At 72.7% G+C, this 14,825-nt stretch carries 12 protein-coding genes; 2 read left to right on the top strand and 10 right to left on the bottom strand.

The window, feature by feature from the left end:
* On the bottom strand, window positions 1-709 hold a 709-nt coding region (locus tag VHA72_RS06310), incomplete at its 3' end, for a class I SAM-dependent methyltransferase (RefSeq protein ID WP_325573595.1).
* 106 nt (window positions 710-815) lie between these two features.
* On the opposite strand from VHA72_RS06310, the gene rfbC reads away from it, so the two are divergent.
* Together rfbC and VHA72_RS06320 are read left to right on the top strand one after the other, a co-directional pair.
* Window positions 816-1,382 (top strand): dTDP-4-dehydrorhamnose 3,5-epimerase, encoded by a 567-nt coding sequence (gene rfbC, locus VHA72_RS06315; RefSeq protein ID WP_325573596.1) that lies wholly within the window; start codon window positions 816-818, stop codon window positions 1,380-1,382.
* Between the two features lie 70 nt (window positions 1,383-1,452).
* Entirely contained in the window at window positions 1,453-2,118 is a 666-nt protein-coding gene (locus VHA72_RS06320) for a phosphatase PAP2 family protein (RefSeq protein ID WP_325573597.1), read from the top strand.
* On the opposite strand, the gene VHA72_RS06325 is transcribed toward VHA72_RS06320, so the two are convergent.
* The 9 genes from VHA72_RS06325 to VHA72_RS06365 all read right to left on the bottom strand — a co-directional run bounded on the left by VHA72_RS06325 (window position 2,054) and on the right by VHA72_RS06365 (window position 14,821).
* Window positions 2,054-3,292 (bottom strand): acyltransferase family protein, encoded by a 1,239-nt coding sequence (locus tag VHA72_RS06325; protein WP_325573598.1) that lies wholly within the window; start codon window positions 3,290-3,292, stop codon window positions 2,054-2,056. The two genes, VHA72_RS06320 and VHA72_RS06325, sit on opposite strands and share 65 nt — an antisense overlap.
* Window positions 3,289-4,398, bottom strand: a complete 1,110-nt coding sequence (locus VHA72_RS06330) for an acyltransferase family protein (protein ID WP_325573599.1) — start codon at window positions 4,396-4,398, stop codon at window positions 3,289-3,291. Before VHA72_RS06330 ends, VHA72_RS06325 begins: the two co-directional genes overlap by 4 nt.
* A 133-nt stretch (window positions 4,399-4,531) precedes the next feature.
* Window positions 4,532-6,613: a glycosyltransferase gene (locus VHA72_RS06335; protein ID WP_325573600.1), complete on the bottom strand. Its 2,082-nt coding sequence runs from the start codon at window positions 6,611-6,613 to the stop codon at window positions 4,532-4,534.
* Window positions 6,610-7,854: a glycosyltransferase gene (locus tag VHA72_RS06340; protein WP_325573601.1), complete on the bottom strand. Its 1,245-nt coding sequence runs from the start codon at window positions 7,852-7,854 to the stop codon at window positions 6,610-6,612. The genes VHA72_RS06335 and VHA72_RS06340 overlap by 4 nt, the downstream gene beginning before the upstream one ends.
* Before the next feature lie 59 nt (window positions 7,855-7,913).
* On the bottom strand, window positions 7,914-9,137 hold the full coding sequence (locus tag VHA72_RS06345; RefSeq protein WP_325573602.1) for a glycosyltransferase: 1,224 nt from the start codon (window positions 9,135-9,137) through the stop codon (window positions 7,914-7,916).
* Window positions 9,137-10,540 carry an MATE family efflux transporter gene (locus VHA72_RS06350; protein ID WP_325573603.1) on the bottom strand — a complete coding sequence of 468 codons (1,404 nt, stop codon included), beginning with the start codon at window positions 10,538-10,540 and terminating at the stop codon, window positions 9,137-9,139. The genes VHA72_RS06345 and VHA72_RS06350 overlap by 1 nt, the downstream gene beginning before the upstream one ends.
* Entirely contained in the window at window positions 10,537-11,772 is a 1,236-nt protein-coding gene (locus tag VHA72_RS06355) for an O-antigen ligase family protein (RefSeq protein WP_325573604.1), read from the bottom strand. The genes VHA72_RS06350 and VHA72_RS06355 overlap by 4 nt, the downstream gene beginning before the upstream one ends.
* On the bottom strand, window positions 11,769-13,385 hold the full coding sequence (locus VHA72_RS06360; protein ID WP_325573605.1) for a YveK family protein: 1,617 nt from the start codon (window positions 13,383-13,385) through the stop codon (window positions 11,769-11,771). The genes VHA72_RS06355 and VHA72_RS06360 overlap by 4 nt, the downstream gene beginning before the upstream one ends.
* Complete coding sequence (locus VHA72_RS06365; protein ID WP_325573606.1) at window positions 13,382-14,821, bottom strand: Wzz/FepE/Etk N-terminal domain-containing protein; 1,440 nt, start codon at window positions 14,819-14,821, stop codon at window positions 13,382-13,384. The genes VHA72_RS06360 and VHA72_RS06365 overlap by 4 nt, the downstream gene beginning before the upstream one ends.
* Between the last annotated feature and the right edge of the window lie 4 nt (window positions 14,822-14,825).

Below are 14,825 nucleotides of genomic sequence, written 5' to 3' on the forward strand. Positions count from 1 at the left end.
GACCGGCCGCCGCGAGCACCCGCTGGGTGGTCAGCAGCGACAGGTAGGAGAAGTGCTCGTGGTAGATCGTGTCGTACTCGTTGCCCTCGATCAGCCGCAGCAGATGCGGGATCTCGATCGTCACGGTGCCGTCCTCGGCCAGCAGCGCGCGCAGGCCACGGGCGAAGTCGACGATGTCGGGCACGTGCGCGAAGACGTTGTTGGCGACCACCAGGTCGGCCGGGCCGTGCATCTCGGCGAGCTTGCGGCCGGTCTCCTCGCCGAGGAAGGCCACCTCGGTCTGGACGCCGCGGGCGATCGCCGCCTCGGCCACGTTGGCGGCCGGCTCGATCCCGAGCGAGCGGATGCCGCGGGCCACGGTGTGCTGCAGCAGGTAGCCGTCGTTGCTCGCCACCTCCACCACGAAGCTGCTCTCGTCGAGACCGAGCCGGTCGATGGCGTGCTCGACGTACCGCTCCGCGTGCCGCACCCAGGAGTCGGAGTACGACGAGAAGTAGGCGTAGTCGCTGAAGATGTCCTCGGCCGGGATGTAGGCGGGCAGCTGCACCAGCAGGCAGGCGGTGCAGACCCGCACGTGCAGCGGGTAGAAGGTCTCGCCCTGGTCCAGCTGGTCGGCCGCGAGATAGCTCTCGCACGGCGGCGACATGCCCAGGTCGACGAAGGTGTGGGTGAGCTCGGTGCCGCAGAGGCGACAGGTCGGTGCCGACATGGATGGGGACCCCCAAATGAGTGAAATCGGTCGTCCACGAGTCTTGGAAGCGGCCCGCTCGCGTTGGATCGACATCGACCGCTTTGCCCACATTTGGGGAGGGACGATGAAGGTCGAGCAGACCGCCATCCCGGGCTTGCTCCTGTTCACGCCGACGCCGCACCGCGACGCGCGCGGCTTCTTCTCCCGCACGTTCGACACCGAGGTCGCCCGCAGCGCGGGGCTGGACCCGGGTCGGTTCGTGCAGGACTCGATCTCCCGCTCGGCCCGCGGGGTCGTCAGGGGCCTGCACCTGCGGGTCGGGCGGGGCGAGTCGAAGCTGGTGCGCTGCTCCAGCGGGCGGATCTTCGACGTGGTGGTCGACCTGCGGCCGGGCTCGCCGGCGTACGGGAGCTGGCTGTCGTTCGAGCTCTCCGGCGAGCTGCAGAACTCCATCTACGTCCCGGCCGGCTGTGCGCACGGCTTCCAGGCGCTCACCGAGCCCGCCGACACGTCGTACCGGATCGACCGCGAGCACGACCCCAGCGAGGACCTCACGATCGCGTACGACGACCCGCTGCTCGCCATCCCGTGGCCGCTGCCGGTGACCCTGCAATCGGAGGCGGACCGGACGGCGCCCCCGCTGGCCGAGGTCGGCGACCGTCTCACCCTCGTGTTCGCCGGCGTCCGATGAGCCGGCGTCCGATGAGCCGGCGTCCGGGCGCCGCCGGGCCCTGGGCGGGCCGCGTCCCGGCTGCGCCGGCGTGACCGCTCGCGGGGCCGCCCGCGGCACCGCCGCCGGGGCGCTGAGCCTCTTCCTGGTGCTGTGCTACGCCGTGCACACGGGACCGCTCGTCCAGGTCGACCTGCGGGCCCGCTACTGGTTCCTGCCACCGGGCCGCTGGGGCACCCCGCAGCGGCTCGAGGATGTCGTGGTGAACCTCTGCCAGCCGACGGTGACCGGGATCGCCCTGGGTCTGGTCGCCGCGATCTCGTCACTCCGCCGCCGCTCGCCGTGGCCGCTGGTGGCCGCGCTCGGCCTCATCGCGCTCGCGACCTCGTCCGTCGTGGTCGTCAAGCACACGCTGGCCATCCCGGACATCCACGGCAGCACCGCCCACCTCGGCGGAAGCTTCCCGTCGGGCCACATGGTGGGCATCGTCTGCTTCGGCGGCGGGATCGTCCTGCTTCGGGGCAGGCGGCTGCTCGGCTGGCTCGCCCTCGCCGTGCTGACGACACTGGTGGCGAGCTGCCTGCTGCTCACGGCCGTGCACTGGGTGACCGACGTGGCGGCGGGGGCGCTCCTGGGGACGGCGTTGCTCGCGCTCGCCGCGCAGCTGCCGCTGTGGCGTCCCGCGGCCGGGTTCAGCCTTCGGCCGGCGTCGGCGACGCGGCCACCGCGGGTGAGGACGTCTCCGCCGCCGCGATGAGCCCCGCAGCGGTCCCGACGGGAGCGGTCGCGACCGCCCGGCGGCGCCGTGGGAGACGGAGCTTGAGGCGCATGAACGGACGCTCGATCAGGCGGTAGGAGGCCCAGGAGACGCCCAGGGTGAGGAGCAGGATCAGGGGGACGGCCGCCGGCCGCAGTCCGTCGCCCCAAGCGGTGTGCACCACCGCGAAGACCCACCCGATCACGATGATGTGGGCGAGGTAGGTGGAGTAGGAGTAGTCACCGAGCGCCAGCAGGAAGCGTGAGCGCACGATCCTGCCGACCCCGAGCGTGGTCACTCCGAAGATGTCGATCACGAGAGTGATCGCCAGGACGGGGATCGCCACCAGCATCCCGGTCGCGACCTGCACACCGGTGGGACCCGTGACGCCGAGGACACGCAGCATCACCGCGAAGACGAGGCACGCCGCGAGGATCGGGGCCTCGGGAAGCAGCTGTCGTCCGCGTCGGCCCGACCTGACCGCGTCGAAGAAACGGTACAGCGTCATGCCGAGCGCGAACTCGAAGAGGATGAACGGGTTCTCGCGCACGATGCCGTGGTTCCAGAACGCGATCGCCCCGCCCGCGAGCAGCGCGGAGCACGGCAGCCACCCGGGGACCCGTCGCTGCATCAGGCAGAGCGCGAAGACGACGTAGAAGATCAGCTCGAAGAAGATCGTCCAGCCCACGTAGAGCGTGGGATACATGCCGACGCCGTTCGGGTTGTGGTTCGGGATGAAGAGGTAGGACTGGATGAGTGTCCAGGGTGTCCAGCTCGTCAGGTAGGTCCCGGCGGGCAGTGCCAGGACGCTCACCACCAGCACGGTGGTGAAGATCCAGTACGCCGGCGCGATGCGCTGTGCCCTGTTGAGCGCGAAGTTCGCGCCGCGACCGACGTACTTCTCCCCGACGATCGCCATCACGACGCCGCTGATCATGAAGAAGGTGTCCACGCTGAACTGGCCGAACCGGGTGAGATCGGCCCAGAAGGCGTTGGGAGCGTGACCGCGGTAGTAGGACTGGACGATGTGGACCAGGACCACGATCCAGGCGCACAGTCCGCGCAGGATCTGCAGGGCGGACAGCTGCAGCATGCGCGAGCGTCGCGGCGGACCGTCGGAGGTGCTCGCCGGCGCGATGCTCGGCCCGCGGATCACGTCGGGTGCATGGGTCATGGGGTTCCCCCTGGGATCGGGACGTTGCGTCGGGCGTTGGGCGCTGGCTGCGACGTCGAGGAGATGGCCTTCCCGGTACCGATCCGGGACTTGAGCCGCAGGAAGGGCCGCTCCACCACGCGATAGGAGACCTCGGCGGCGGCGAAGGCCAGGACGACCATCGCGATCCCGTCGAGGCGACCGCCGGCGTTCAGGTGGCGCTGCAGGAGGACCAGGATCGGGAAGTGCCAGAGGTAGAGACCGTAGGAGCGTCGGCCGACGTAGGCGAGGGGCGCCCAGCCCAGTAGCCGGCGCAGCAGCCCGCCTTCGGTGTCGAGGTGGGCGATGAGGACCGCGGTCCCGAGCACCACCAGCGTCGACTCCCACACCATGTGCGGCTCTCGAGGGAGCCGCGCGGCGGCCAGGGTTGCCAGCACGGCCAGGACCGCGGCGGTGACGCCGACCCGGGTCTGCGCCAGGATGCGCGGCAGCCGACCGCTGCGGACGATGACGGCCAGGCCACAGCCGACCAGCAGGGTCCAGGCGACCGACCAGGGCAGGATGTAGGAGCGGTACGGCGTCCCGTCGGCCGAGTGGACGTGGACGGTGGCCGCCATGGCCAGCCAGCTCGCCACGGCGGCGCCGCCGACCCACCACGACGCCCGCCGACGCCAGGGCAGCAGCACCATCAGCGCCAGCGGCCAGATCAGGTAGAAGTGCTCCTCGACCGACAGCGACCAGGTGTGGAGCATGTTCCCGTGCGGGTCGCCGGTCAGGCCGTAGACGAGGTCCTCGGTGTAGGTGAGGGCCAGCAGCGCGGTCGTGCCGTAGCCCCGCAGGGTGCCGTGATCGCCGAAGTCGCGGAAGAAGACCAGGCCCGCGACGACGATGGCGATCAGCGCCGGGTAGAGACGCAGTGCGCGCCGGCCGTAGAACCGCGCCCAGCTGATCCGGCCGGTGTCGTCGAACTCCCGCAACAGCAGCGTGGTGATCAGGAAGCCCGAGAGCACGAAGAAGACGTCGACGCCCAGCCAGCCTCCGCCGAAGGCGCCGATCGTCGTGTGGTAGGCCATCACGGCGAGGATGGCCGCGGCTCGGATGCCGTCCAGGTCGGGTCGGTACCTCATTCGGTTCCTCCAGGGCGGGCGTCCGAGGTGTGGGCGGAGTGCCAACCCTCGATGTCTCCCTTGGTGTCTAGCGAGCGCGCGCCGGCCCGATGCGCGGGTGGCGCGGACATACCCAATTGGGGCGAGTCGGTGGTCATGGCCGACCCAGCACCTCGACCGAGAGCACGTCGAACTGCTCGGCGAGCTCGCGCCGGCAGCGTTCCAGCTCCTCCTGGCTGCGCTCGGCGAAGTCGTCGACGCCGCGGGCCTTGTCCAGCTGCGTGACCAAGAGATCGATGTCGAAGTCGTCCATCGGCTGGCTCAGGCCGCCCAGCCCGAACCGGGAGAGGAGGTCCTCGGCCTTGCGGGCGTAGCCGAGCGAGACGGTCGGCTTGCCCATCTTCAGGCCGGCGATGAGGTTGTGGAAGCGGGCCGCGACCACCACCTCGGTGTCGGCGATGTCGCGCATGATGCCGTCCAGATCGGTGGCGGTCGAGATGGTGACCAGGTCCGGCCGGGCGACGCGGGCGGCGACCTCGCGGGCGACCTCGCGGTCCGCCTCGTCCCCGACGATCAGCGTCACCGTCCGCTTGCCCGCAGCCAGGCGCTCGACCAGGCGCGTCACCCCGGCTGTGTACGCCGCACGAGCAGCCGGGCCGCGCAGCGACGAGCCGGGGCTGCCGTAGTAGGCCATCACGCCGACCGCCACGTCACCGGGCCGGCCGGGCCGGGCGCTGGGCGTGGGGGAGGAGAAGACCAGATCCGGGTAGACGGCCACCCGCCGGCGTACACCCAGCCTTTGGACCGCCTCGGCGGAGCAGGAGTCCCGCACGCTCACCCACGACGCCAGCCGCAGCGTCCAGCGGTAGAAGAACCGGGTCGCCGGATGGTCGGGGTACTGCGCGCCGACGCTCACCAGCGCGAACCGACGGCGCTGGAGCCGGCACGCCAAGGCGGTGACGAAGAGCCAGTAGGGCAGCCCCCACGGCGGGATGCCCAACCCGGACTCGAGGACACCGGAGCCGGGCACGACGACCGTGTCGACCTTGCGCACGCACGCGAACAGGTGCGGGATGTCGCGCAGCCGCCCGAGTGCCTTGAGGGCGGCCAGGCCGAGGCCGCCGTGGTCGAGGTCGCGGCGATAGGTCATCAGCCTGACCGCCGGGATGCCATGGTCGCGGGTCACCTCGCGCGGGCCCACCGCGATCGCGCTGAGCTCCACCTCGGGGTGCTCCGACCGCAGCCAGGCGTGCAGCGCCGTCAGCAGCGCCTCGTTGCCGAGGTTGCCGATGCCGAGGTAGCCGACCGCGGCAACCCGCAGCGTCCGGCGGGTGCCCGCCTGGCGGGCGAGCACCGCCGGGTCGCTGCTCTGCGGCAGTCGCCGCTGCTGACCCGGGGCGGCCCGGCGGGTGAGCCACCCGAGCCACTCCCGCAGGCAGCGCACCTTCTCGCCCGGGCTGAGCGGCGCGTGCAGGATGGCGCCGACGTAGCCGAGCAGATAGGCGGCGTACAGCGTGACCATGGGGTGGCGCAGGCGGTTGGCCAGCTTCGGGTTGCCGATGACGACCCGGGCGCGGTGGGAGCGCGCGCGCTCGCCGCGGTCGGGGTGGTCGCGGCGGTAGTAGAGCACCTCGGGCACCTGATGGAAGGGGCCGTAGAGCGACACCGCGGCGACGAAGGTGCGGTCGGAGTTGTGGTAGGAGCCCTGGCCGCCGATGTGCCGGAAGACCTCGGTGCGCACCACGCCGTAGAAGTCGTTGCCGCCCGGCGTCCGCAGCAGGCTGCGCAGCCGTACGGCGGGGTCCGGGCCGTCGGTCCGGAGCGGGTACGGCGCCTGGTGGATGATCGCGCCGTTCTCGTCGATCATCGCGTCCAGCGAGTGCGCGAGGACGACCTCCGGACGGGTCTCGAGCACCTCCACGCACCGGCGCAGCAGGTCGGGCGCGTAGAGGTCGTCGTGGGAGGCCCACTTGAAGTACCGGCCGCGGGCCAGGTCGAGGGTCGCGTTGTGGTTGGGCTGCGCGCCGATGTTCACCGGCTGCCGCAGGTAGCGGATCCGGTCGTCGCGGGCGGCGTAGTCCCGGCAGATCTCGGCCGTGCGATCGGTCGAGGCGTTGTCGGAGATGATCAGCTCGAAGTCGGTGTAGGTCTGCGCGAGCAGGGCGTCGAGTGCCTCGGCGAGGTAGCGCTCGCCGTTGTAGACCGGCAGACCGATGCTGAGCGTGGGTGCGTTCATGGGCGCGCTCCTGAGGCGAGGGCCGGTGCGGGGGTGCCGACGGCGGGATGCTCGATGGCATAGCGATAGATCCCGAGCAGCCGCTCGATGTTGGTGTGCTGGCCGAACCGCGCGGCATGGGTGCGCCGGCCCCGCGTGCCCAGCGCCACGAAGCGCTCGGGGGCACGGTCGACGTCGGCCAGCAGGCCGGCGAGGTCGCGTGCCTCGCCGGGGCGGAACAGCGCACCGTCGACGCCGTCGGTGACCAGGTCGGGGAAGGAGCCGCGGTCGGGCACGATCGGCGCCACCCCGCCAGCCATCGCCTCGACGGCGACCAGGCCGAAGGTCTCCTCCCAGGCCGAGGGGACCACGACGGCGAGCGACCGGGCGATCAGGGCGGTGGCCTCCGGCCTGCTCAGGTGCCCGAGCACGTCGACGCTCCCGTGGCCCGTCGCCCAGTCGCGGACCCGGCCCATGAGTGGCCCGTCGCCGGCGATCGCCAGCCGCAGCGGAGACCGCGGGTTCGCCCGCCGGAAGTGGTCCCAGGCCGCCATCAGCAGCGGGACACCCTTGGCGGCGTCGAGCCGGCCCAGTGAGCTCACCAGGTGACCGCGGCCCTCGGTCGTTCCGGCCGCGGTGACCGGTGGCGAAGCCACGAAGTTGTCCTTGACGAAGACCCGCTCCGACGGCAGGCCGACCCCGGCCAGGAGGTCGCGTTGTGAGACCGAGATGAAGACGTACGCCGAGACCAGCTCGCGCCACGACCGGCGGCTGGCCAGGAGCGCGGTGGCGACCGGGACCGTGGCCGCGCGAGAGCCTCGGTAGCAGCCGTGCCGCAGCGCGGCGCCCACCGACCCGTCGGCGCAGGCATGGCACGGCTGACCGTCGCGGAAGAAGTCACCGCTCGCGCAGGCCAGCCGGTAGTTGTGCATGGTCGCCACCACGGGCACGGCGGCGTCCCGACAGGCCTCGAGCACCGAGGCGCTCAACATCGGGAAGGTGTTGTGGACGTGGACCACGTCGGGGCGCTCGCGGCCGAGCAGGTCGGTCAGCTCGCGGCGTACCGCCGGGTTGTAGACGCTGAGGGCGGGCAGTGCGGCCTTCCGGGTGAGCGGCCACCCCGCGATCTCGTCGCTGTGCCGCTGGAAGAGCGTCACGTCCTGGCCGGCGGCCGCCAGCGCCGCGGCCTCGCTGTCGACGACCCGGTTCTCGCCGCTCGGCGCACCTGCCCGATAGCGACTGTGGGCGATGAGGATCTTCATCGGATGCTGCTCCTGCGGATCGGGGCCGCGGGCGGGTGCGGGCCGCGGCCGGTGGACGTTCATGCGCGGGCGGCGATCGGCGCCGGGTCGAGCGCCGGCGGGTGCTCGCCGGCGGCGATCGAGCGCAGGATCCGGATCGCGGTGGCCGCCGCGCGCTCGGGGGAGAACTCGGCGCGCAGGTAGGCCTCCGCCGCGACTCCGGCGGCGTCGCGGCCGCCGTCCTCGAGCGCGTCCCGGATGGCCGCGGCCAGGGCCTCGGGATCCTCGGCGTCGACGAGCCGCCCGAGCCGGCCGTCGTCGAGGACGAGGCGGGGACCGTTGCTGGGCGAGTCGTTGGCCACCACCGGTACGCCGAGCGCCAGCGCCTCCAGCATGACCAGTCCGACCGCCTCGCTGCGCGCGGTGTGCACCATGGCGCCGGCGCGGGCGATGAGCGGCATCGGGTTCTCGCAGCTTCCGGCGAGGCAGACCAGGTCCGCCACCCCCCACCTCGCCGCCAGTGCCCGGATCTCGGCCGCCGTCCCGTGGTCGGGGCCGACGAGCACCGCCGGCACGTCGTGACCCTGGGCGCGGAGGGCGGCGATCGCGCGCACCAGGAGGTCCTGCCCCTTGCGGTACTCCACCGAGCCCACGTTGATCACGGCACGGCGTGCCCGCGGTCCCGACAGCGGCGTGGACGCCGCGATCTGGGGCGCGACCGGCTCCCGGGCCAGCGCCCGCACGTGGTCCACGTCGAGGCTGGTGCGCACCTCCGCGATCCGGTCGGGAGATACGCCGATCCGGACCGCGGCCCGCCCCGACTCGGGCGTGACGCACAGGTAGAAGTCCACCCGGCGGAGCACGAACCTGAGCAGCCGCCGGCGCCCGGGCGACTGGTAGAGGTCGAGCGACTCATCGATGATGCCCTGGCTGTAGGCCACCACCGGCCGACGCATCACCCGGGCGGCGACGTACCCGATGACCGCGTCGAGGGTGACGGTGCGGATCACCAGGACGTCGTACCGCCGTAGGGCCCGGCACAGCCGCACGAAGGTCGCCGGAAGCTCGTCACGGAACTTCGTGCGGTCCGACCCACCCAGCACCTCCACGCCCGGAGGTGGCAGCACCTGGGCGCGCTCGGCGCGGCCCAGCACGTGGAAGACGCCGGCCTCGATGCCCATCAGCGCCCACAGCCGCATCAGCTCATACCCCCACCGATCGCCGCCGGTGGCGGTGAGGTCGGGGACGAGGCTGAGCACCCGCAGCTCGCCGGCGCGGGCGCGGGCACGGCGTGGCCGTCGCATCAGCGCTCGCCTCCCTCGACACCGAGGTCCACGCCGAGCGCCCGGCCGACGCCGACCCCGGGCCTGCCGTGGGTCGCCAGGTGACCGGCGACCGCCTGTCGCAGCTGCCACCACCAGCACGTCGTCCCGAAGACGCCGGCGGCCGCGAAGCCCCAGTAGGAGCCCAGCGCGGTCCCCGTCGCGACCGCCCCGAGGGTGCTCAGGGCGAACATCACCGCCGTGTTGCACAGCTGAGTCGCCATGCTGCGTCGCGACGCGCCCAGCGCGCGGACGCCGGCGATCGCCCCGTTGGCGAAGATCGTCGTCACCGTCACGACCATCATCGGCGGGAGCAGCTGCGCGGCCGCCTTCCAGCTGTCGCCGAGCAGGAGGTGGCCCAGGCCCCGCGGCACGAACGCGAACGCGACCACGGCCCACAGCGCCGTGACGGCGATCTGCGGCGCGGCCAGCGCGAGGCAGAAGCGCTCCAAGCGGTGCGGGGAGCGGTCGAGCACCTGCTTCGCCTCCGGCACGGCGACCTGGCTCACGCCGGCGTTGAGCATCATCAGCGGGCCGGTCAGGATCTCGGCTCCGCGGATGGCGCCGACGGCGGCCAGGCCGGCGATCAGCCCGATGGTGGCCATCCGCAGCTGGCGGAAGGTGCCCAGGCTGAGGTTCTCGACGAGGTACCGGGTGCCGAGCGAGCGGGTCTGGACCAGCCAGGACCGGACCAGCAGCAGGTTCGGCACGATGCGGCCGACAGCGACCGACGCCAGCCCGGCGAGGCCGGTGGTGACCCCGAAGACGAGGATCGCGGAGAAGACGGTCAGCTCGTGGAACGCCACCAGCGTGAGCAGGCCTCCGGTCTGCAGGAGGCCGGAGAGCAGGTCGCTGGCGAAGGCCAGGTGCGCCTGCCCGGAGGAGAAGAACGCGAAGCGCCAGCTGTCCTGCAGCAGGATGCCCGGCATGCCGATCCCGAGCGCGACGAACGCGGCCTCGAGCTGACCGGGCAGGGCCAGGCCGACGAGGAGGCAGCCGATGCCGCTGGCGATCCCGATGGTGAGCGCGCAGCCGGTGCACGCCGAGACCGCGCGTCGCCACTCGGCCGTGCGCGGCCCGCTGTGGCGGACCAGCAGGGGGTCGGTCGACGGACCGCGGTTGGCGGAGAGGATGAACCCGAAGGTCGTGAACGCCACCGCGTACGCGCCGAAGTCGTGCGGCGAGAGCGCGCGCGCCACGAGCACCCCGAGCACCAGGTTGCCCAGGCTGGAGATGCCCTGGTCGGCGACCCCCCAGCCGACGCGGAGCGCAACCCGCCGATGCTGGGTCGGACCGCTGCCGCGGTGCGTCGCACGACGCGCCGTGACGACGGCTCGTCGCGAGATCCCGTCCCCGCCCTCGATCGTGGGCAGCTCGGCGGTCACGACCGCACCTCCGCTCTGGTCGGCGCGGACAGAGGAAGAGGAGTGGCGAGGACGGCGGCGGCCACCGCCAGGTCGAGCAGGTACGGCGACGGCGCGCCCAGACCGGTCTCGGTGATGGAGGCGACCGTGCAGTAGGCGACGACGAAGAGCCCGATGGCACGCTGTGGCCCACGCGGCCTGGTCACCGCGGCGCCGAGGACGACGAGCAGGGCGACCACTTGCAGCGTGATGCCGAACCAGCCCTCGTCGACGTACGTCGAGAACCAGCTGCTGTCGATCGGCAGGCCGTTGAACGACATGTCGGAGATGCCGTTGCCGAAGATGGTGTGGACCGTGTCGCGGTGCAGCGCGGCGATCTGGGTCCAGACCTTGGTGCGGCCGGTGAGCTGCGCGGCGTCCTGGGTGCTCTGACCGCGCAGCAACCACGAGACCACCACGTCGTGGAAGACCGCGAGGCCGGCGACGCCGCCGACGAGGCCGGCCACCACGGTTCGGCGCACGCGGGCACGGGTGAGCAGCAGGCTCGACCCGCCGACGACGAGCCCGACGAGGCAGGCCAGCAGCGCCGTCCTGGTGTGGGTGGCGAGCAGGAGCGGCAGGCCGATGAAGACGGTCGCGAGCAGCGTCCGGCCCCGCACGACGTGGCAGAACCACAGCAGCGTGGTGATGCCGAGCAGGACCGCGGCGTAGTGGGCCACCTGGGTCGGCGGGATCGGCCACACCGTGCCCGAGAGCCGGCCCTCGAACGAGAAGGCGAGCCCCGGCGAGATCACGGCTCCGAGCAGCACCGTGGCCAGCACCCCGCGGATGACCCGCAGATGGGTGCGGAGTAGGACCATGTCCCGGCGTCCGAACCACGGCGTCAGCAGCCACAGCACCGAGACGAAGCCGACGAAGCGGACCGATCGGTACATCGAGCTGCGCAGGAACTCGCTGTTCCCGACGGCCATGGTCGTGGCCACCGCCATCACCAAGAGCACGACGAGCAGCACGGTCGGCCGCACGACCATCCGCCTGTTTGCCAGCAACGCCAGCACGAAGGCGAGCAGGAGCGCGGCCTGCGCGATCATCTGCCCGACGATGTGCGGGATCGAGACCAGCGTGATGTCGCTGCCCCAGCCCAGCACGTTGACGAAGAGGGCCGCCCAGGCCGCGGTCACCAGCGGTGGTACGGCGCAGATGCGTCGGTCCCGTTGGCGTGGCCGCACGACGGCCGGCACCGCAACGCTCATGAGAGCACGCGCCCTCGCGACGCGGCGGCAGTCGAGCCGGTCGGGGTGGCGGCGTCTGCGGCGTCGGCGGCGTCCTGGAGGCGCCCGAGGCTCCGGTCGGTGCCGTCGCTCCCGATCACGAGCACCGAGCCGACCGCGAGACCAGCGCTGCGTAGCAGGCCGGCGGTGGAGGCGATCGTCTCGGCGGTCGAGCGGCCGGCCGTGACCAGGAGGACGGCGCTGTCGGCCCAGCCAGCGAGGTGATCCAGCCCGGTGTCGAGGTCGCCCGGCGCCACGGCCAGGACGACGTCGGCAGCATCCCAGCGGGCCCGGGTCGGGTCGTTGTGCCCGAGGTCGCTTCGGCGCCCCGGCGCCTCGGCCAGCGGTCCGCGCGCGAACGGCGCGGGCACCTCGGGGCGGTAGGTCGTCGGTGCTGCCGACGGGCGGACCGCCGCGCCGACCGCCCGGTCGACCCGCTCGGCCATGCGACCGGACCTGCTGAGGTCGACGAGGAAGACCTGACGTCGCTCGCTGGTGAGCTCGGCGCCCGCGAAGGCCGCAACCGCCAGGCCGTCTTCCTCGTTGTCGAGGGTCACCAGCGCGACCCGGCCGGTGGCGCTGTCGTCGACCGCGGCCATCAGTCCCTGGGCGAGCACGTGCAGGCCGTACGCCGCGGCCGGCGCTCGACCGCCCTTCCCGCTTCCGGCTCGGGGTGTCCGGGTGAGCGAACGGGAGCGGAGCCGCGGCACACTGTGCGTGACCGGTGCGCCGGCGGCCAGGGCGATGTCCTCCCGACGGCGCAGCCGCGTGGAGAGCAGGGCGTCGAGGACCACGGCGGCGACACCCAGCGCCATCCCGCCGACGGCGCCGGCGAACAGGATCAGCGCCAGGTCCAGCGCCCGCGAGGTCGGTACGACGGCGGGCGGGTCGAGTACGACGCTGGAGCTGATCAGCGAGTTGGTCGCGCTCTGCGCACTCTGGACGGTGGTCTGCAGCGCGCCGATCTGCGACCGGAGCGCGGTGGTCTGCTGCAGGGCGGTGCTGGCCACGCGGCTCTGGGCGGGGTCGTTCTCGAACTGGGTGTACTGGGCCTGGGCCGCGGCGAGCTGGCTTTGCAGCGACGCGATCTGGCTCTGTACGCCGGCGATCGCCGCGGTCGAGGAGATCCGCAGCTGGTCGGCGCGGTAGGCGAGGTAGGTCTTCGCCAGCGCCGTCGCGGTGCGAACCGCCTGCTCCGGACTGTGCGCGCGGACGGAGATCTCGAGGATGGTGCTCGTCTTGGCCGTGCCCGTGTAGTTCTTGAGGAACTTGTCGGTCGTGATGTCCTCGTGCAGTGCCGCCAGCGTCCGGCCGGCGACCTGGCGGGTCATCAGGATGACCACGTCGTTCTGCATCTGGGAGGCGGCGTCGGTGCCGCTGGGGTGCTGCAGCGACAGCCCGACCGTCGCCGTGCTCTCCGGCGGGAACTGCCAGGTGTAGGCGCCGACCAGGACCATGCCGAGCACGCCGGCGGTCACCCACGTGCGCCAGCGCCGCCGGAGTGCGTTGGTCAGGTAGAGGAGGCTGGCCAGCGGGCTCGGCGGCGTGCCCACGTACTCGTCCTCGAGGGGTTCCTCGACGTTCCAGCCGCTCATCGCAGTGCCGCCTTCTGGCTCGAGACCCTCGCCAGCCCGACCGAACCGGGCCGGGCGCTGCCGCCGATCTGCGGCTGCGCGTGGTCGTGGACGTCGGGGTCGACCACGACGACGCCGACGAGCCGGCCCAGCGTGTCGGCCGTCATCGCCGCCTGTGCCGCCTGCTTCGCCGTGACCGCGCCGGCCGCCAGGCCGACCAGGACCGAGCTGTCCTCCCGGACTGGATCGCTTGCCGGCGGCGTGGCGATGGTGGCGGTGGTGGCCACGGTGACGATCACGGTGAGGTCCGCGCCGGCGCTCGGCCCGCCCTCGGCGACGTGGAGGCCGGGCCGCATCTCGGTGCCTGCCGCGCGCCGGATCGCCACCGTCAAGCTCGTCGTCGGAGCGGCGGTGTCGACGACCAGCTCGGTGCCGATCCCGACGGAGGCGGCGTAGGACGCCAGCAGCGGTCCGAGGGCGAGCCCGCGGTGGTCGCTCTCGGCTCCGACGATCGTGACGGTACGACGCCCGTCGGCGCCGGTGGGGACCTCGCGGAGCACCCGGCGTAGCGCCCAGGCGTCGACCGGGTTCGGCTCGTACGCCGCCAGGAGGTGATGCCAGCCGCCGATGGCGCGAGCGGTGCGCCCGCGGAAGGTGGCGACCACGGGGCTGCCGATCGTGGTGGCGAACTGGTCCCGGCGCCGGAGCCGACGGTCCACTCGGGCCAGGAGCAGGACGGCGACGCCGGCCAGCAGGAGCCCCGCCAGCAGACCGCCGGCCACGGGCACGAGGTAGGTGTCGACCACGTTCGGTCGCTCCGGCGTGGAGGCCGGCTGCAGGATCGTCGCGGTGCCCGTCACCGGCGCGGTCGTCGCCGACAGCGTCTCCAGCTGCCCGGTCAGGGTGGCGAGCTGGGCGCTGAGGGTCGTCGCGGCGGGCGAGTCGGCGCCCTTGGCGCCCCGGACCGCCGTCTGGAGCTCGCTGACGTCCTGCTTGAGCGTGTCGAGGGTCGTGCGGAGGCCGCCGCCCCGGTCCTGGGCGGCCACGTCGGCGGCGTACCGGACCTCGGCCTGGCTGAGGGCGGTCGCGAGCTTCTTCGCCTGCGCGGCGGTGGGGGCCTTCGCCTCGAACGAGAGCGTCTGCGCGCTCGGCCCCGAGACGACGACCCGCTTGCCGAGCTGCCGGAACGACAGCTCCGGCGCGGCGATCCGTCCGGCGGCTCCGAGGACCTTCGGGCTCTCGGCGATCTCGATCTGCGTCTCGGTGTCCGGCTGCTGGCCCTGCACCACCGTCGGCGTCGGCAACAGCACCTCGCTGGTGCTGGTGAACATCGGCGGCCGCACCAGTGGCACGCCGGCGCCCAGCACCGCGCCGAGCAGGCCCACGAGCATGATCAGCCCTGCGTGCCGACGCAGTGCCGCCCCCGCGGCTCTCAGGTCGACGATCTGTTCCGCCATGACG

It is taken from the genome of Nocardioides sp. (assembly GCF_035547795.1).
Taxonomy (GTDB): Bacteria; Actinomycetota; Actinomycetes; order Propionibacteriales; family Nocardioidaceae; genus Nocardioides.